Here is a 16,148-nt window from a genome sequence, read left to right as displayed (position 1 = left end):
ACCGTGATCGTGGCGATCAGCATCGGCGCGGTGAACGTGCCCGTCGGCGACGTGTGGGGGATCGTCCTCCACCACGTCACCGGCGCGAAGACGGGCCCCTCCGACCCCGCGCTGGACCAGATCGTCTGGAACTTCCGCACCCCGCGGGTGGTGCTGGCGGCCCTGGTCGGGGCGGGCCTGGCGGTGTCCGGCGCGGTGCTCCAGACCGTGGTGTCGAACCCGCTGGCCGACCCCATCGTGCTGGGCTTCTCCTACGGTGCCACGCTCGGCGCCGTCCTCGTCATCACCCTCGGCGGCGGCGTCGCGCTCGCCGGGCTGGGAGTGCCGGCGGCGGCCTTCCTCGGCGCGGTGGCCGCCGGAACCCTGGTCTTCGCCCTCGGACGACGCCGTGGCCGGATGGCACCGACCCGGCTGGTCCTGGCCGGTGTCGCCGTCGGCTACGTCTTCCTCTCCGCGACCAGCTTCGTGCAACTCCAGGCGACTCCGACCGAGTTGCGGACGGTGATGTTCTGGATGCTGGGCAGCGTCGCGGGCGCCCAGTGGGACCAGCTCCCCACGGTTGCCGTCGTGGTGCTCGCCACGACCGCACTGCTGTCGCTGTTCGGCCGCCGCCTCAACGTGCTCCTGGCCGGAGACGAGTCGGCCACCGCGCTCGGCGTCGACGTCAACCGGCTGCGCGCCCTCCTGCTGGTCCTCAGCGCGCTGCTCACCGGCACGGTCATCGCGGTCGCCGGCAGCATCGGCTTCGTCGGCCTGATGATCCCGCACCTCGTGCGGCTGACCACCGGCGCCGACCACCGCCGGCTGCTGCCTCTGACGGCCCTGCTGGGCGCCGTCTACCTGGTTCTCGTCGACCTGCTCTCCCGCACGCTCAACCGCCCCAACGAACTGCCCCTGGGCATCCTCACCGCCCTCCTCGGCGCTCCCTTCTTCCTGTGGCTGCTGCGCCGCAACAAGGGCCTGGACTGAAGCATGAAACTCATCGTCGACCGGCTCCACGTCACCCTCGACCGCAGCTCGGTCCTGCGCGACGTGAGCCTTGAAGCACGCAAGGGCGACATCGTCGGCCTCGTCGGGCCCAACGGCAGCGGCAAGTCCACCCTGCTGCGCACCGTCTACCGCTCGCTGCGCCCGGCGGACGGAGCGGTACGGGTGGGCGACGACGACGTGTGGGAACTGTCCCCCCGCGCGGCGGCCCGCCGGACCGCGGCCGTCCTCCAGGACGCCGGAGGCAACACCACCGGCCTGACCGTCACCGAGATCGTGGCCCTCGGCCGCGCCCCCCACCACGGTCTGCTCGGCCGCGACGGCGCCGAGGACCACGAGGCCGTGTCCGACGCCATCGACCGCTGCGGCGTACGGCCCTTCGCGGACCGCGACTACGCCTCTCTCTCCGGTGGCGAGCGCCAACGCGTGCTGCTGGCAAGGGCACTGGCACAGAACCCCAGGCTCCTCGTTCTCGACGAGCTGACCAACCACCTCGACATCCGGGCCCGGTTCGAGCTGCTGGACCTGATCCGCGCCACCGGCGTCACCACGCTCGCCGTCCTGCACGACCTCGACCTCGCCGCCCGCCTCTGCGACCACCTGGTCGTCCTGCGCGACGGAGCCGTGGCGGCGGCGGGGCCGGTCCTGGAGGTGCTCACCCCGGACCTCCTCGCCGACGTCTTCGGCGTCCGCGCGAGCACCGAGCGACATGCCGACGGTGTCGTGCGGATCACGTACGCGGCCAGGCCGCTCGCGAAGGACGAGGGCATGGAGGACGACGGCGCCCGCCTCACCGCCGGGGCCGCCGACCACTGAGCCTTTTCAGGGTTGCCGCTACGGGGTGAGGACGGCGGCAGAGATTGACGATATTCCATGCGGGCTGCACCGAGCCTGTGGCAATGGTGGAGTAGAGGCCGGCGATGATCCGGTTCGCAGTGGATGGCAGAGCACCAGCCGGTGCGTCATCTGGGTTCCGGCCTGTTCCGGGGTGCTCGGTCGCGCAGGACCAGCAGGGTCCAGCCTCGACCGGCTGGATCGAGCGGTCTGGTCGCGGCGGTGAAGAGTTCTGCGGCTCGGCGGTAGGAAAGCCGTCCTCGGCCGGTCACCGGGCATCGGTCAGCTGCCGACGTGATGGCAGGAGCCCGTCGATCGGTGACGAACACCGGTCCCGCGGTGCGCCCAGCCAGCAGCATGGGCAGCAGACGCGCCGTGCCCGGTCCCCAGCTCAGGGAGCCTACCGCGCGCTCCTTGGCGCGTCGGCCGGGTAGGTCGAGGTGCTCGATGTCGAGAGCGAGCACCTGCTCAATGGGGCCTCGTGATTCGTGGAGGAGATGCCAGAGAGTCAACTCTCTGAGCGGAGCCCGCAAAGCGAGGACGGCGCGGGCCCGATCCGGGCCGGCGGCGGTCGCCCTCGTAGCAGCGGTCGTGGAGGCCTCCGATGCGGTAGGCGCCAGTCCACGACACGGCGTTGGCAGTGCCAGTCCGGTGGTCGGGTCTGTAGTGATCCAGCCTTGTGCCAGCCACCACGCCGTAGCTGCTCGTAGGCAGGCCAGTTCGCGGGCCAGTGTGCGTGGTTGCGTGGCGGCGGCACGGTCGGCCAGTCCACGTTGCAGCCGCTCCGGGGCCTTCGGGTCGTCGAGCAGGGCAAGAGGAACGACGGGCGGGTGGGCCCCCCTGCGCTCGCGACCGGTTGGGGCCTGGCGGTCGACCAATGGCCAGGCCCACCCGTGCAGCGAGATGCGGTAGACGCGGCGGGAGGTTCTGCCGAGATCGGCCGCAGCGAGGTAGCGGTCGACGGCGGCGCTGTATTCCACCGGCGCCAGGCGAAGTGTGCCCACGTCGTCGGTTTGACGCTTACTCATGCTAGCCATCCGCAGTAAATCAGCTTCATGGAGACTGCCTTGCTCTTCCGTAACTGACCCTATCACCAGGCCTGTTGCAGTAAATATGGGTCATTTACTGCGCCAATTTCTGCGGAGGTGTAAATGCTCGTGAAGGGCTCAGCATTCTTTCCCTGAAACGCTTGCGGGAAATAGAGAGGCGGAGGGAGAGTGCGGACTCATGACGCTTCGTACTCAGCCTTCCGCTGTATCCACACCCCGGACAGCCGCTCACCGTCTGCGCGCGGTGCGGCACTCCCGGTTCCGCCGCTTTCTCGTCGGCCAGAGCACGTCGCTGCTCGGCTCCGGGATGAACACGATTGCTACGAGCTTCGCCGTGCTGCAGCTGCCCGGCGGCGGGGTCGACGCTGTCGGCGTGGTGATGGCGGCTCGGATTCTCGCGGTGCTGATCGTGCTGGTGCTCGGCGGCGTGTTCACCGATCGGCTCGGGGCCCGTGCGGTCATGCTGACAGCGGATCTGCTCCGGTTCGCCTCCCAGGGCGTGCTGGCCGTGCTGCTGTTCACCCACAGCGCGAGGATCTGGGAAGTCGTCGCGCTGGCGATGGTCCTCGGAATCGGGGAGGGAGGGTTCAGCCCGGGCCTGACGGCTCTGGTGCCCGGCCTTGTTCCTGCGGACGACCTTGCGGACGCCAACGCGCTGCTGCAGATCGCCCAGGCTGCGGCCTCGGTAGCGGGGCCAGGCCTGGCCGGTCTGCTCATCGCGGTCTCTGATGCGGGCACAGTGGTCGCTGTCGACGCTGTCAGCTACGGAGTGAGCGTCCTGGCCCTGGCCGGACTGCCCCTGTCACAGCCAGCCGCGCCCGGCCGAGGATTGTTCACCGACCTGGGACGCGGCTGGAAGGAGTTCACCTCCCGCACATGGCTGTGGGCCACGACCCTCCACATCAGCCTCTTCAACTTCGTCCTCTGGGCACCGTTCCTGGTCCTGGGACCGACCCTCGCCCAGCAGCGGCTCGGCGGCGCGAGGGCCTGGGGACTGGTACTGGCCCTGTACGGCATCGGCTCAATCGTCGGCGGCCTGGCGCTGCTCGGCCGGATCCCCAGCCGGGCGCTCGCCTGGTCCATGGCCGCATCCGCCGGCTGGGCCATTCCGGCTGCCGCGCTGGCCGCGCGGGTGCCGCTGGCCTGGGTGGCAGCTGCTGCACTCCTCGCGGGGGGCGGTGCAGCAGTGTGCGAGACCCTCTTGACGACCGTCATCCAGCACGAGGTCCCCGCCGACGTCCGCGGACGCATCAGCGCCTTCGGCGGCCTGGGCTCCTTCGCCCTGGGGCCGCTCGGACTGGCGCTGGCCGGGCCGGTGTCGGGCGTCATGGGAGCAGATCGACTCCTGGGGCTCGGTGTGCTGTGGCAGCTGACCGCAGTCGCGGTGGTACTGGCACTCCCGTCCGTGCGAAGGCATGAAGCAAAGTAACGACAGGTGAGTTGAAGGCGCTGACTCCGGGCACTGTGTGCGGACGCGGTGCCAACCTGGCTGGCGGCGTTATCCCCAGCACGGAGCAACTCCTTCGCGCATCGGCAGCAGTCGCTGCCGGCAGCGCGGGTAGAGCGCACCGGGCGCGGTGCCAAGCCGCTGGGCAGGCATGAGTGTTCGCGGCAGACGGGTCATCAATGCAGGGAGGGATCATGGTGGTGCTCACAAGCAGGACAGCTGTCGTCACCGGAGGCTCGCGGGGGATCGGCCGGGCTGTCGTGCTGCGGCTCGCGCGGGACGGAGCGACTGTGGTCTTCAACTACGCGCAAAGCCGGGATGCTGCGTATGAGGTCGTGCGGCAGGCCGAGAAAGCGGGCGGCCACGTCATTGCGGTCCAGCTGGATCTGGCCGAGCCCAGCGGAGCCGAGGAGTTGTTGGCCACAGCCGAACGCCAGCTCGGTGGCCTGGACATTCTGGTCAACAACGCGGCTACTCATTCCGAAGTCGTGCCCATCGCACAGACTGAGGAGGCTGATTTCGACAGAGTGATGGCAGTGAACGCAAAGTCAGCCTTCCTCACGATGCGCTACGCGGCACGGCGCATGCGTGACGGCGGGCGAATCGTGAACATCTCCACCCTCAACACCGTTTTCCCCGCACCCGGCAACGCCCCATATGCAGCCAGCAAGGGCGCCCTGGAGCAGCTGACCTTGGTAGCTTCACGCGAGCTGGGCGCACGCGGCATCACAGTCAATACCGTATCGCCCGGCGCCACGGACACCGATCTTCTGAGAGCGGCCAACGAGCCGGAGGAGTTGGCGATGGCCATCGGAATGACCTCGCTCGGACGCCTCGGCCAGCCCGAAGACGTGGCGGACGTCGTCGCCTTCCTCGTGGGGCCGGACGGACGGTGGCTGACGGGCCAGAACATCCGTGCCAACGGAGGTGTCCTCTAGTCAGCAAGAGTCGCCATGGTCACTGGTCAAGTGTTCCACGTCTCAACTCACCGGCACAGGAGATGCCTCGTTGGTTCCCCATCCTGCCGCACTCGACCTGCCTCACGGCTTGGTCGAGTGGGTAACCATGCTCATCGTCACCCGCGAGGGTGACCGCCGCTGCAAGCTCCCGCCCCACCAGCGAGCCCTGGTCGGCCTGGTCTACCTCCGCAGGCACGACACCCTTGCGCAGATCGCCGCCGCCTTCGGTATCTGCGTCGGCACTACGCACGCCTACGCCACTGCCGTCATCAACCACCTCGCCCAGCGTGCCCCCGGCCTGCTGCGCGTCCTGCGGGAGACCAGTCCCGATCATGTCCTGCTCGACGGCACACTCGCGGAATGCGACCGGGTCGGCGACAGCCGGGCCGACTACTCCCACAAACACCGCAGACACGGAGTAAATGTTCAGGTGGTGACGGACTCGGCCGGACGACTGCTGTGGATCTCGCCCGCACTGCCAGGGCGCACCCATGACCTCACCGCGGCCCGCGGCCACCGAATCATCCGGATCTGCGAACGCCAAGGCATCCCGATCCTCGCCGACCGGGCATACATGGGAGCCGGTCCATGGGTAACAACACCCCTCAGACGCCTGCCGGGCCGCGACCTCACGCCAACTCAGCAAACCGTCAACCGCGCGCTGTCCGCTGCACGGGCACCGGTCGAGCGCGGCATCGCACGACTCAAGTCCTGGCGGGTCTTGCGCGGGGCCCGGTGCAGTCCGAACCGAATGTCGTCAATCTGCGCTGCCATCCCCTTCTGGAGAGGCAACGGTGAAAACGCTCACTGAACCGGCGGTGAGTCCGCGTCAGGCCCCGCAGCCCCGGTCGGGTTCCGGGGCCTCGTACTGGATCCCCGACCGCGTGGATTCGGCCGCCCCGGGCCCGTCGTAGCGGGCCACCAGGTGCAGGGCCGTGTTCGATCCCGGCCGACACTTCGGCACTGGTGACGACGGTCCCGTCGTCGACGACTTGTCGAAGTTATGGACAGGGCACTCCCCGTTGTCCGTAGCTTCGACCGCACGGGGCGGTGTAGCGTCCAGGTCAGCAGTCGTGGTTCCGAAGTACCGCCCGTGGACGCGAGTTCACGGGCAGCTTGCTGTTCAGCGTCTCTGAGGACCAGGACGACCACCTCCGGTTTCCGCAAGGTGCGGGAGCCGACTTCGAGTCCCCTTGGAGGACACATGGCCAGCGGAACCGTCAAGTGGTTCAACGCGGAAAAGGGCTTCGGCTTCATCGAGCAGGACGGCGGAGGCCCGGACGTCTTCGCCCACTACTCGAACATCAACGCCTCCGGCTTCCGTGAGCTGCAGGAAGGCCAGAAGGTGAACTTCGACATCACCCAGGGCCAGAAGGGCCCGCAGGCGGAGAACATCACTCCCGCCTGAGCTGTCCGACTCCGCGACGCCCGCCTCGGTGGACCGGGGCGGGCGTCGCGCGTCAGCGCGGGGCTCGCCGTCCGGCACAGGCAGTCGTTCACATCCGGCGTAGTTCACGACGATGTCGGCACCGAGGGTCGCGTACCGCAGCGCGATCGCTCATTCAACTCGGTTCGAACGTGTCGCTCCCAGTGCCGGGAGGGGCGCTAGTGACCTGAGTCAGAGATTCGGTGGCAGTAGGCGGCGACTTTGTCGAGGATCTCGTCTGCTGTCTTGGTCCAGATGAACGGTCTGGGGTGCTCGTTCCAGTCGGCGAGCCAGGATCGGATGTCGCGTTCGAGGGCTTGGACGGAGCGGTGGACGCCGCGCTTGAGCTTCTTCTGCGTGAGTTCGGCGAACCACCGCTCGACCAGGTTCAGCCATGATGCGCTGGTGGGCGTGAAGTGAAGGTGGAACCGCGGGTGCGCCAGCAGCCACTTCTTGATGTCGGGCGTTTTGTGGGTCGCATAGTTGTCGAGGATCAGGTGGACCTGGAGGCCGGCCGGTACTTCCTTGTCGAGTTTGGCGAGGAACTTCTTGAACTCGGCGGCCCGGTGGCGGCGGTGAAGCGAGCCGATGACCTTGCCGGTCGCCACTTCAAGGGCGGCGAACAGCGTGGTGGTGCCGGCGCGGATGTAGTCGTGGCTGCGGCGTTCGGGAACGCCGGGCATCATCGGCAGGACCGGCTGGGACCGGTCCAGAGCCTGGATTTGCGACTTCTCGTCCACGCAGAGCACGAGGGCGTTCTCCGGCGGGTCCAGGTACAGGCCCACCACGTCGCGGACCTTGTCGATGAACAGCGGGTCGGTGGACAGCTTGAACGTCTCCGACCGGTGCGGGGCCAGGGCGAACGCCCGCCAGATCCGCGAGACCGTCGACTGCGACATCCCCGTCGCGGCCGCCATCGACCTCGTCGACCAGTGGGTCGCGCTCTTCGGCGTCTCCTCGAGCGTCTTGACGATGACCCGCTCGACGTCGGCATCGGTGATCTTTCTGGGGACACCGGGCCTTGGGTCGTCGCACAAGCCGTCCAGTCCCCGCTCGATGAAGCGGCGCCGCCAGGTGCGGACTGTGTCCGGAGCGATCCGCAGTCGGCGGGACACCTCCGTGATCGAATGACCCTCGGCGCACTCCAGCACGATCCGCGACCGCTGAGCCAAAGCCTGAGCCGTCGTACGGCGACGTAACCAGCCCTCCAACACCACCCGCTGGGCATCAGTCACGGACAACGGCGGAATCTTCGGACCCGGACGACTCATGCCTAACTAACGGTGAATCTCCGACAGGGGTGGGAGGGGCTGCTGCGCCGCCGGGCTGTGACGTCGGCACAACGAGGTGCAGCTCGACGAGATCGGCAACCACGACATGCGAGCGATGTGGGCGTTCCTGCGCAGCGTCGGCTACGGCGTCGACCTGCCGGCGCTGCACGCCACCCACCCCCACCTGCGCTGGACGTCGTTCGCCGACTGGGCCCGAAGCACCTTCTCCACGGCACCATGACCGGGTGCCTTCGCTCGCTCGCCTACAACATCGCCTCCTGGGGTTGTGTGGGGACGACGATGACGGTGGTGGTGCCGGCGGTCAGGGCCGCCTCGAACTCCCGCTCCAGGTCCTCGGTGGTCTCCACGTCGACCCCGCGGCATCCGAATCCGCGGGCCACGGAGGCGATGTCGAGCCCGGGCAGGTCCAGCCCGGGTACGCCCGGGGTCTCCTCGAGTACCGCGAAGGACTTGAGGATGGAGTACTCCTGGTTGCGCATGACCACGTAGACGATCGGGAGGCTGTGCTGGGCCGCCGTGTAGATGGCCTGCACGGAGTACTGGAAGGAGCCGTCGCCGATCAGTCCGATCACCGGCCTTTCGACGCCCCTGTCACGGTCGCCGAGCGCGACGCCCACCGCCGCCGGAGTACCCCAGCCGATGCCTCCGCTGGCCGTGGCGAAGAACGATCCGGTCCGGTTGATGGGGAGCCACTCGATCTGCTGCGCCATCGTGGAGGTCGACTCGTTGACGATGACCGCGTCGGCCGGCCGGACCCTGCTCAGGGTGGCGTACACCTCCGGTGGGGTGAGCGGGGTGTTCGGCGCCTGCGGCAGCTCACGCGGGCGCGGCATCGGTTCCGGCGCGGTCCGCCCCGATCCCTCCGCGACCATGTCCACGAGCAGCTCGATCGCCGTCCTTGGATCGCCCAGCAGGCTGTCGCCCACGCGCGCCGCCGCGGCGACCGCCGGGTCTCCGGTGATCTGCAGGAGTTCGGTGCCTGCGGGGAGGTAGTCGCCGGGTACATAGGGGTAGTAGCGGAAGACCTCCGCGCCGATGACGATCACGAGGTCGTGCCCGGTGAGCCGGTCGCTGACGGTCTTCACCGATATGCCGAGCGGGCCGCCGAAGAGGGGTGGTCCTCGGGGAAGGAGGCGCGGTCCTGCAGCGGGGCGCCGTAGACGGCCGCCCGCAGCTTCTCCGCCAGGGCGACGGCCGCGTCCCAGCCGCCCGCGCGGTCCACCTCCGGTCCGAAGACCAGTGCGGGGCGACGGCTGGCGGAGATGCGGTCGGCGAAGGCGCGCAGGCGCTGCCCATCGCTGCGCGAAGGCGTCGGCCATCGCGATGGCCGACGCCTCCACGGAGCAGCCGTTCCTGCAGGATTTCCCCGACGACTTCACCTACGTCCTGGCCCTGCAGGATTGCCGAGATACGGGTCTCCGACGACCAGTTCCCGATGCTGCTGGCCGGAGGTGATGATCAGGGGCGTGTTGCCGTGGTAGGCCGCCACCAGGTGAAGCGTCCCCTGTCCGGCTTTACGCGGGTGCGGACGGTGAGCGACCGGGTCGCCCCCGACAGCGAGGCCGGGGTTACCGAAGACCGTGGTGAGTTTCAGGGTCCGCAGCAGGTCGTAGGTCACGCTGCGGACAGTGGACTTCTCAGACATGGTTACGACCGACTTTCCAGCTGGGGAGGCCGGACGCCGTCTTCGGCGCCGTGATGCCTTCTTCGACGTTGTGGGGAGACCTGACCAGGTGCGGACAATCTGATCCTGCTGGACACGGGTCTGCTCGTCGCGACGTGTGGTCCGTTCGGTGACGAGCTTGGGCGAGGCTGGTGGGCGCGTGTCAGGTGAGTCGGCGGAGGGTGTCGGGGGTGAGGTCGGCGAGCGTGGGGTAGCGGTCGACGGCCATGATCAGGTCTGCTCCCGGTGATGACACCGTCCTGATCACTCGGGGCGACGGGGACCACTTCTCCCTTCTCGTGGTCCCGCCGCACGCGACACCCGACGCCGCCCTTGCCGCGATGGCCAGGGCCCTCCGAGCCGACAACGTCACCCATGCCGCACAGATCCTCATCGCCACCGGCACCCATCAGGCACAGCCGATCCCACGGCGGACCCTCGGACCGGCGTGAAACGCCACGCTCTGGAGGTCCGGGCGCCCGTAGGGCCGTCTTTGCCGGGAGGCCCCCGACTTCAACGCGATCGAGGCGGTGCCGCCCTTCGGAGTGGATGCCCGGTAGTGGTGTCCGCTGATGTTCCGCCAGTGCCGTTAGGGTGCGCGATATGGCCCGTACTCGGCTGTACCGCGACGGCTCCCTGGTCGAGGAGGACTTCCCGGTCCGGGACATCTCCCAGCATCTGGCGGACCGGTCTTCGACCGTGTGGTTGGACCTGTACCGCCCGGACCGCGCCGAGTTCACGGCGGTCGGCGCGGAACTCGGCCTCCACGAGCTGGCTCTCGAGGACGCGCTGCACGAGGGACAGCGGGCGAAACTCGACAACTACCGTACCCATCACTTCCTCAGCGTCTACGCGGTCGCCGTCGACCCGGACGGCGCAGGACTGACGATGAGCGAGCTCGCGGTCATCCTCACGCCACAGGCGCTGATCACCGTCCGCAAGGACGCCGCGTTCGCCCTCGACGAGCTGGTCGCCCGCTGGGACCGTGCCCCGGCTCTGGCGGCACACGGGGTCGCCTTTCTGCTCCACGGCCTGCTCGACCATGTCGTCGACGGGCACTTCGCCGCGGTACGGCAGCTCGACGAACGTATCGAGGAACTGGACGATCTGCTCTTCGCCGAAGGCGGCCGGCAGATCCAGACCGTACAGCGCCGGTCCTACGCCCTGCGGAAATCACTGGTCCGGCTCCGTCGCGTGGTCCTGCCCATGCGGGAGGTCGTCAACGCCCTCATGCGCCCCGACCTCGACGTCGTCGACGCTCCCCTGCTGCCTTACTACCAAGATGTGTACGACCACGTGCTGCGTGCCAGCGAGTGGACGGAGTCGCTGCGCGACCTGGTGGCCTCGGTGATGGAGACCAACTTGTCGGTGCAGGCGAACCGGATGAACCTGATCATGAAGAAGGTGACGAGCTGGGCCGCGATCATCGCCGTGCCCACGGCGATCACTGGCTTCTACGGACAGAACCTTCCCTACCCCGGCTTCGGACACCAGTCGGGATTCATCGTTTCCAGCGCCGTCATCGTCGCTTTCTCTCTGACGCTGTACTTCGCTTTCAAGCACTGGGACTGGCTCTGACCACACCTACGGCTGTCTCACATGCCGATGATCAGGCGGCTGACGTCGCCGGTCTCTGCCGGTACCGCTGCGGACGTCACGCAGGCACCGCCCTCGTACTCCCAAGCCTCGTCCGCACCGAGTGGCCGGTCGGCCATGGAGACCGCGTGCGCGGCCAGGTCCGCGGCGATGAGTGCGCTCGCGGTCAGCGGTGGGCCGTCGTAGTCGGATGCGGCCGCCATCAGGCGGGCGGCCGACTGCGCGCCGGTCTCGGGTGGGATGACGAGCAGATCCCAGCGTCCGGTGCCGTAGGAGAGCAGCAACAGCTTGTGCGGGTCGATCTCCGGCGTGAACCAGCCGACCTTCACGACATGACCGTCGACGGGCACCTTGTGCGGGATGACAGGCCAGTGCTCGGGGTTGACGGCGATACGGGTGATGCGGCCCCAGACGGGGTCCAGCGCGTCGGTCAGTGCGGGTAGTTCGCGCAGCAGGTCGCGCGAGCGCGGCCACCAGGCGCCGTCCAGGAGCCCACGGGAGGGGCCGTCCGCCTTCAGTACGAGGCGGGCGGGAGGGGTTGCTACGGGGGCGGGCCGCGGCAGGGTCGCTTCGAAGGTCGCGGTCATGGTGCGGACCCGTCTCCGGGCCGCCCCTGGGGTTACGGCCCGGGTTTCATCTCTCACCGAGAACGACCCGGCGTGGAAGCCGGTGTGCGAAATACCCTCGGTGTCTTCACCGTACTCCTTCCGCCACTCGCCGCGGTGGCCGTCGTACCGGCAGGAGTGGGCCGAGGGCAACCAGGGGCCGGCGCAGGTGATCAGACCGGTCCGGCCGCACAAGCCGAGCGCGCCAGGGGCGGCCCCCGCCGGTCCCCACCAGAGCGGCCTGACGGCCCCGCCGCCCACGGCCTGCCACACGGCAAGGTCAACGGTGTGACTGGCCGCCGAGTCACTTCGTCGTCCGCGGAGCTGTTCATGATCGGCCGCCCGGTCAACCCATCATCGGGCGGCGGCCGGTGACTCGGCGCTACCGCACCACTCGGATGTGCCGGAGCGGCTGTCCCGAGCGGCAGGAGTAGGCTGAAAACGTCGAGGGCACGTCGTACGCCGGTGTCCGGTCCGGTCTCGTCCTCGTCGCACGACAGATGTGGGCCGCTCAGGTCCGGGCCAGGTTCCGCCCTATGACATCCGAAGCCCCGCACCGCGCACCCCGTCCCGAAGCCGAGCACGAGCCGAGCGAGCAGGACCGGGTGGAGGTCCGCCTGGTCTCCGCGGACCCCGAAGCGGCCCGACGCGTCGCGGACGCGCTCCGGCTGCTGTTCGCCGGTGATGAACAGCGCAGCTATCCCGGCCCCTCGGGAACCGGGACGCGGCTGCACCTCACACTGGACGCCTCGCGTGCCGCCGGTCCGCTCGGCTCCTGGCTCGACTCCAGCAGACCGCCCGCCGATCGCACCCACCAGGGCGAGACCGCCTGACGGCCCCGCCGCCCACTCCCCACGTCCTCACCAGCCCAAGCCCCTGTAGCTCCCGTATCCACCGTCCGTGCGACTCGCATCCGCTCTCAGCGATGCCGTTACGCACCCACGCCGAAGCGGCGCAGCCCAAGACCCCGGCCGCACTGTCGTCACCGAGGTCGAGGACCGCGCATGTCTCTCCGTATTCTCCGCTCCCCGTCCGCCGTCCCGCCGGAAGGCGCCCCGCCGTCCCCGGAGTACGACGGGAGCGCAGCCTTCCCGCGCGAGGGAACGGCTGCCGAGCGCACCGGTACCCAGCGGCTGTCCCTGGCGATCTCGGCGTTGATCGTCCTTCTCCCGTTCCTGGCACTCGGTCCGGCCGTCCGGCTGCTGTGGGGGCGCCTGATCCATCCCGTCGATGTCCTGCTCACCGCGGTGCTCTGCACGGTCACGGGCCTCGGCGTCACGGTCGGCTTCCACCGTGGTCCGACCCACGGCAGCTACCGGGCCGTACGGCCGCTGCGCCCCGCGCTCGCGGTGGCCGGGTCCATGAGCTTCCAAGGGGACGTGATCGGCTGGGTCGCCATCCATCGCCGCCATCATGCCCTCACCGACCGGCCGGGCGATCCTCACTCCCCGTATCGCTACGGCACCTCCGTATGCGGCCGGTTGCGGGGACTCGTGGATGCCCACGTCGGCTGGTCGTTCCGCAACGACCGCACGTCCGCGACGCTTTCCCGCGCTCGGCTTCGCTCGCGCGGGGGGACCCCCATCGCTGGCCACGGGCCACAGGTCGGTGGCGCGGTCGAGACGACGGGTACCCAACGGGCGCTCACCGGTCACATGGCAGAGAGAGTGCACGCTCCACGTCACGTGGTGGAGCAGGGCGATGGGGCAAGTCCCGCCCACAGCAGGGCGGTCAGGGCGGACAACCTGCACCACGCCGACCCCGCCTGCGCCCGGCACGGCGTCGACCGCGGCCGGCTCGATCCGTCCGCCCGCCTTGATCCGCTTCTTCGAACGCCTCGGCCGGGTCAGGGACGTGCGCTGGCCCACCCCGGACCGTATCGCCGCCCGCCGCGTGTGAATCCGAACGGCCGCATCCCCTTCAGGAGTTCCCATGACACTCGCCCCACCGCCCCCGCTCTCCTCGACGTCCGCCGTCCGCCTGCGCCTGGTGCCCCAGCCGGCACAGGGCCACATGGCCCGGCGCATCGACGGCGCCTGGTGGCCCCGGTCGCCCGACCTGGCGTCCGAACTGCCCGGGCTGCTGGGCGTCCTGCCGCACGGCTGGGGACAGGTCACCAGCGTCCTCGTGGATGAGGCCGTATGGTCCCCGTTTTCGGGCCGGCTGCTCGTCGCCAACCAGGTCGTACGCCTGCGCCGGACGACCACCCAGCGCTCCCCGTCCACCGTCTGCCTGCTGGCGCCCGGCCGTGGCCGGTGGGACCTGCTGGTGGTGCCGCCCTCCGCCACGGACGCGGAGGCCGAGCGGCTCATGGAGAGTATGGCCGCCGTCGTGCGGGACGGAGTGGACTTGGGAGTCGCAGTCCGTTGACGGTGGCCTTCGGACCACCCCCGGGTGCGGGCCCGGGGGTGTCGTCACGGGACCCGGCCGGGGAGGCTCCACGTGCCCGGCCCTGGACCGGCCGCGCCACCCGGACGGGGAGTCCGCTCGGACCGTCGACGGAGTACGCTGGTGTTACCGAGGGTATTTCGTGCACCGGCTTCCGGTCGTTGTCACTTTCGGCGATTTGATCACGCCGGGCCGGTTCCGGTCTGCCCGGAGCAGGGTTCGCGTCATGACTGCGACCATTTCCCCCACGCCGATCCCCGGGAGTCCGGCCTTCTCTACGTCACTCCGGATCCCTTCCGCTCCTCCCGGTTCCTCGCCGACGGCCGTGCTCGATCCGCTGTCGGGGCTGATCACCGGGGGCCTGACTAACCGCCCGTACTGGCCGGCCGGCCTGGGGGCGGTGCTCTTCGGCGGCCAGATGCAGCCGACGCCCGTCTCGGCCCTCTGGCTGATGGCCGCCGGCAGAGACTGCCTGCGCACCTCGCACGTGAACCGGCTGATGGTGGAGGCGGCGCTTCTGCGCACGATGTCGGAGACCGACTCGGCCGTTCAGGCTGCCTGGGACTCCGAGGAAGACCACGAAGTCCGCGATCCCGCGGCGCGCCCGCAGATCCCGGCGGTGTCCGCTCCGCCGACGGCGAGGTGAGGGCCGTACGCACTCCAGCGGCCACCGGGGCCACGGTCGGCGGAGCCCGGACCGGCGTACCGCAGAGTGCTCCCGGCTGAGCCGGGACCGACACACCAGAGAAAAGCAGCCCGAGACCCCGGCCGCACCGCAGACGACAGGCCGGGGTCTCCCGTGCCGTGTGCTTCCCGGACCGCTCGGGTCCGGGACCGTCATCGACGTAAGGAAAGTGACAACCATGGGTGTTCTGATCGCCGTGCTGGCGGTGTGCGCCGTGGCCGGGCTGGTACTGCTCGCCCTGAGCGTGCGCAACGTCCAGCAGTACGAGAAGGGCGTCGTGTTCCGTTTCGGGCGGCTGCTGCCGGACATCCGCGGGCCGGGCCTGCGGGTCATCCGGCCGATCGGGGACCGGATGAGGAAGGTGTCCGTCCAGACCGAGGTCCTCGGCATCCCGCCGCAAGGATCCATCACCGCCGACAACGTGACGCTCACCGTCGACGCGGTCGTCTACTTCAAGGTCATCGACCCAGTCAAGGCCCTGGTGAACGTGCGCAACTATCCTGCCGCCGTCTCCCAGATCGCGCAGACGTCGCTCCGCTCGGTCATCGGCAGGGCCGACCTGGACACGCTGCTCTCCGACCGCGACCACATCAACGCGGAACTCAAGAAGGTGATGGACGCCCCCACCGAGGAGCCCTGGGGACTGCGCATCGAACGCGTCGAGATCAAGGACATAGCCCTTCCGGAGTCGATGATGCGCTCGATGTCGAAGCAGGCCGAGGCCGAGCGGGAACGCCGCGCGCGGGTCATCGCGGCCGACGGAGAGTTCCAGGCGTCCCAGCGGCTGACCGACGCCGCCGCGACGATGGCCGACACCCCCGGAGCACTCCAACTGCGCCTGCTGCAGACCGTGGTGGACGTCTCCGCCGAGAAGAACAGCACCCTCGTGATGCCGTTCCCCGTGGAGATGCTCCGCTTCTTCGACCACCAGAGCAGGGAAACCGACGGCGAGTCGGCCGGACGGCGCGTGCACCGGATCACCAGGCGCCCCGCGCTGTCCACCAGCGCCGTGATCCCCGAGCCCGCCACCCCCGCACCGGCCCTCGCACCGTCGGTCTCCCTGCCCGGGGAGCGGGCCGGCAGCCGTGCGGAGGTCGCCCGGGAGCGGCGGGACAACTGGCCGACGCGCCGGGACGCCGAGGAATCACTGAGCGGTTGACCGTTCCGGGCCACCCGGGATGATGTGATCGTCTCCGTGGGGTGGTGCCGCTGACGGC

General features: G+C 69.4%; 16 protein-coding genes and 3 pseudogenes. 14 read left to right on the top strand and 5 right to left on the bottom strand.

All coding sequences use genetic code 11. The annotated features are described in order from the left end of the window. Positions 1–3: 3 nt before the first annotated feature. The 6 genes and pseudogenes from AB0B40_RS10835 (at position 4) to AB0B40_RS10810 (ending at position 6,684) form a co-directional block, all read left to right on the top strand. On the top strand, positions 4–969 hold the full coding sequence (locus AB0B40_RS10835; protein ID WP_345047868.1) for an iron ABC transporter permease: 966 nt from the start codon (positions 4–6) through the stop codon (positions 967–969). Between the two features lie 3 nt (positions 970–972). Beyond that, entirely contained in the window at positions 973–1,803 is an 831-nt protein-coding gene (locus tag AB0B40_RS10830; RefSeq protein WP_362263720.1) for an ABC transporter ATP-binding protein, read from the top strand. A 1,245-nt stretch (positions 1,804–3,048) separates the two neighbouring features. After that, positions 3,049–4,299, top strand: a complete 1,251-nt coding sequence (locus AB0B40_RS10825; protein ID WP_345047865.1) for an MFS transporter — start codon at positions 3,049–3,051, stop codon at positions 4,297–4,299. 212 nt (positions 4,300–4,511) lie between these two features. Beyond that, positions 4,512–5,255 (top strand): SDR family oxidoreductase, encoded by a 744-nt coding sequence (locus tag AB0B40_RS10820; RefSeq protein WP_362263719.1) that lies wholly within the window; start codon positions 4,512–4,514, stop codon positions 5,253–5,255. Positions 5,256–5,325: 70 nt separating this feature from the next. Further along, positions 5,326–6,074, top strand: a pseudogene (locus tag AB0B40_RS10815) (transposase family protein). Between the two features lie 406 nt (positions 6,075–6,480). Next, complete coding sequence (locus tag AB0B40_RS10810) at positions 6,481–6,684, top strand: cold-shock protein (protein WP_098750155.1); 204 nt, start codon at positions 6,481–6,483, stop codon at positions 6,682–6,684. Positions 6,685–6,881: 197 nt separating this feature from the next. Here AB0B40_RS10810 and AB0B40_RS10805 read toward each other — a convergent pair whose 3' ends face one another. Further along, positions 6,882–7,973 carry an IS630 family transposase gene (locus tag AB0B40_RS10805; RefSeq protein WP_362263718.1) on the bottom strand — a complete coding sequence of 364 codons (1,092 nt, stop codon included), beginning with the start codon at positions 7,971–7,973 and terminating at the stop codon, positions 6,882–6,884. Between the two features lie 76 nt (positions 7,974–8,049). Here AB0B40_RS10805 and AB0B40_RS10800 point away from each other — a divergent pair, with 76 nt between their 5' ends. Further along, positions 8,050–8,214: a hypothetical protein gene (locus AB0B40_RS10800; protein WP_345047860.1), complete on the top strand. Its 165-nt coding sequence runs from the start codon at positions 8,050–8,052 to the stop codon at positions 8,212–8,214. A 22-nt stretch (positions 8,215–8,236) separates the two neighbouring features. Here the strand turns inward: AB0B40_RS10800 and AB0B40_RS10795 are convergent, their stop codons facing one another. From AB0B40_RS10795 to AB0B40_RS10785, 3 genes are all read right to left on the bottom strand, one after another. Continuing rightward, positions 8,237–9,079, bottom strand: coding sequence for a thiamine pyrophosphate-dependent enzyme (locus AB0B40_RS10795; protein ID WP_362263717.1), 843 nt, complete (start codon positions 9,077–9,079; stop codon positions 8,237–8,239). Beyond that, a complete protein-coding gene (locus AB0B40_RS10790) occupies positions 9,076–9,216 on the bottom strand; it encodes a hypothetical protein (protein ID WP_362263716.1) in 141 nt (46 codons plus the stop codon). The genes AB0B40_RS10795 and AB0B40_RS10790 overlap by 4 nt, the downstream gene beginning before the upstream one ends. A gap of 153 nt (positions 9,217–9,369) precedes the next feature. Continuing rightward, positions 9,370–9,612 (bottom strand): hypothetical protein, encoded by a 243-nt coding sequence (locus AB0B40_RS10785; RefSeq protein WP_345047857.1) that lies wholly within the window; start codon positions 9,610–9,612, stop codon positions 9,370–9,372. A gap of 275 nt (positions 9,613–9,887) precedes the next feature. Between AB0B40_RS10785 and AB0B40_RS10780 the strand changes: the two are divergent. Together AB0B40_RS10780 and AB0B40_RS10775 are read left to right on the top strand one after the other, a co-directional pair. Then, positions 9,888–10,109 (top strand): annotated as a pseudogene (locus AB0B40_RS10780) (DUF5994 family protein); the annotation flags it as partial. A 151-nt stretch (positions 10,110–10,260) separates the two neighbouring features. Beyond that, positions 10,261–11,235 (top strand): magnesium transporter CorA family protein, encoded by a 975-nt coding sequence (locus AB0B40_RS10775; RefSeq protein WP_345047856.1) that lies wholly within the window; start codon positions 10,261–10,263, stop codon positions 11,233–11,235. A gap of 17 nt (positions 11,236–11,252) precedes the next feature. Here AB0B40_RS10775 and AB0B40_RS10770 read toward each other — a convergent pair whose 3' ends face one another. Further along, on the bottom strand, positions 11,253–11,840 hold the full coding sequence (locus tag AB0B40_RS10770; protein WP_362263715.1) for a DUF5994 family protein: 588 nt from the start codon (positions 11,838–11,840) through the stop codon (positions 11,253–11,255). Positions 11,841–12,394: 554 nt separating this feature from the next. Between AB0B40_RS10770 and AB0B40_RS10765 the strand changes: the two genes are divergently transcribed. From AB0B40_RS10765 to AB0B40_RS10745, 5 genes and pseudogenes are all read left to right on the top strand, one after another. Beyond that, complete coding sequence (locus AB0B40_RS10765) at positions 12,395–12,691, top strand: hypothetical protein (RefSeq protein ID WP_345047853.1); 297 nt, start codon at positions 12,395–12,397, stop codon at positions 12,689–12,691. Between the two features lie 171 nt (positions 12,692–12,862). Further along, positions 12,863–13,757, top strand: a pseudogene (locus AB0B40_RS10760) (acyl-CoA desaturase). A gap of 33 nt (positions 13,758–13,790) precedes the next feature. Then, the gene (locus AB0B40_RS10755; protein ID WP_362263714.1) at positions 13,791–14,228 is read left to right on the top strand and encodes a DUF5994 family protein; all 438 of its coding nucleotides are present in this window, start codon (positions 13,791–13,793) and stop codon (positions 14,226–14,228) included. A 343-nt stretch (positions 14,229–14,571) separates the two neighbouring features. After that, positions 14,572–14,892, top strand: coding sequence for a hypothetical protein (locus AB0B40_RS10750; RefSeq protein ID WP_362263713.1), 321 nt, complete (start codon positions 14,572–14,574; stop codon positions 14,890–14,892). A gap of 217 nt (positions 14,893–15,109) precedes the next feature. Continuing rightward, complete coding sequence (locus tag AB0B40_RS10745; protein ID WP_345047850.1) at positions 15,110–16,090, top strand: SPFH domain-containing protein; 981 nt, start codon at positions 15,110–15,112, stop codon at positions 16,088–16,090. Positions 16,091–16,148 lie beyond the last annotated feature (58 nt).

This window comes from Streptomyces sp. NPDC042638 (assembly GCF_040647235.1).
GTDB lineage: Bacteria > Actinomycetota > Actinomycetes > Streptomycetales > Streptomycetaceae > Streptomyces > Streptomyces rameus.
Note: the sequence above shows the minus strand (reverse complement) of the source record. Positions and strands in the feature narration are given on the sequence as shown.

Coding starts and splice junctions, on each gene's coding strand:
- AB0B40_RS10830 (WP_362263720.1), top strand. CDS start 973: ATGAAACTCATCGTCGACCGGCTCCACGTCACCCTCGACCGCAGCTCG.
- AB0B40_RS10805 (WP_362263718.1), bottom strand. CDS start 7,973: ATGAGTCGTCCGGGTCCGAAGATTCCGCCGTTGTCCGTGACTGATGCC.
- AB0B40_RS10825 (WP_345047865.1), top strand. CDS start 3,049: ATGACGCTTCGTACTCAGCCTTCCGCTGTATCCACACCCCGGACAGCC.
- AB0B40_RS10745 (WP_345047850.1), top strand. CDS start 15,110: ATGGGTGTTCTGATCGCCGTGCTGGCGGTGTGCGCCGTGGCCGGGCTG.
- AB0B40_RS10755 (WP_362263714.1), top strand. CDS start 13,791: ATGACACTCGCCCCACCGCCCCCGCTCTCCTCGACGTCCGCCGTCCGC.
- AB0B40_RS10775 (WP_345047856.1), top strand. CDS start 10,261: ATGGCCCGTACTCGGCTGTACCGCGACGGCTCCCTGGTCGAGGAGGAC.
- AB0B40_RS10770 (WP_362263715.1), bottom strand. CDS start 11,840: ATGACCGCGACCTTCGAAGCGACCCTGCCGCGGCCCGCCCCCGTAGCA.
- AB0B40_RS10810 (WP_098750155.1), top strand. CDS start 6,481: ATGGCCAGCGGAACCGTCAAGTGGTTCAACGCGGAAAAGGGCTTCGGC.
- AB0B40_RS10765 (WP_345047853.1), top strand. CDS start 12,395: ATGACATCCGAAGCCCCGCACCGCGCACCCCGTCCCGAAGCCGAGCAC.
- AB0B40_RS10820 (WP_362263719.1), top strand. CDS start 4,512: ATGGTGGTGCTCACAAGCAGGACAGCTGTCGTCACCGGAGGCTCGCGG.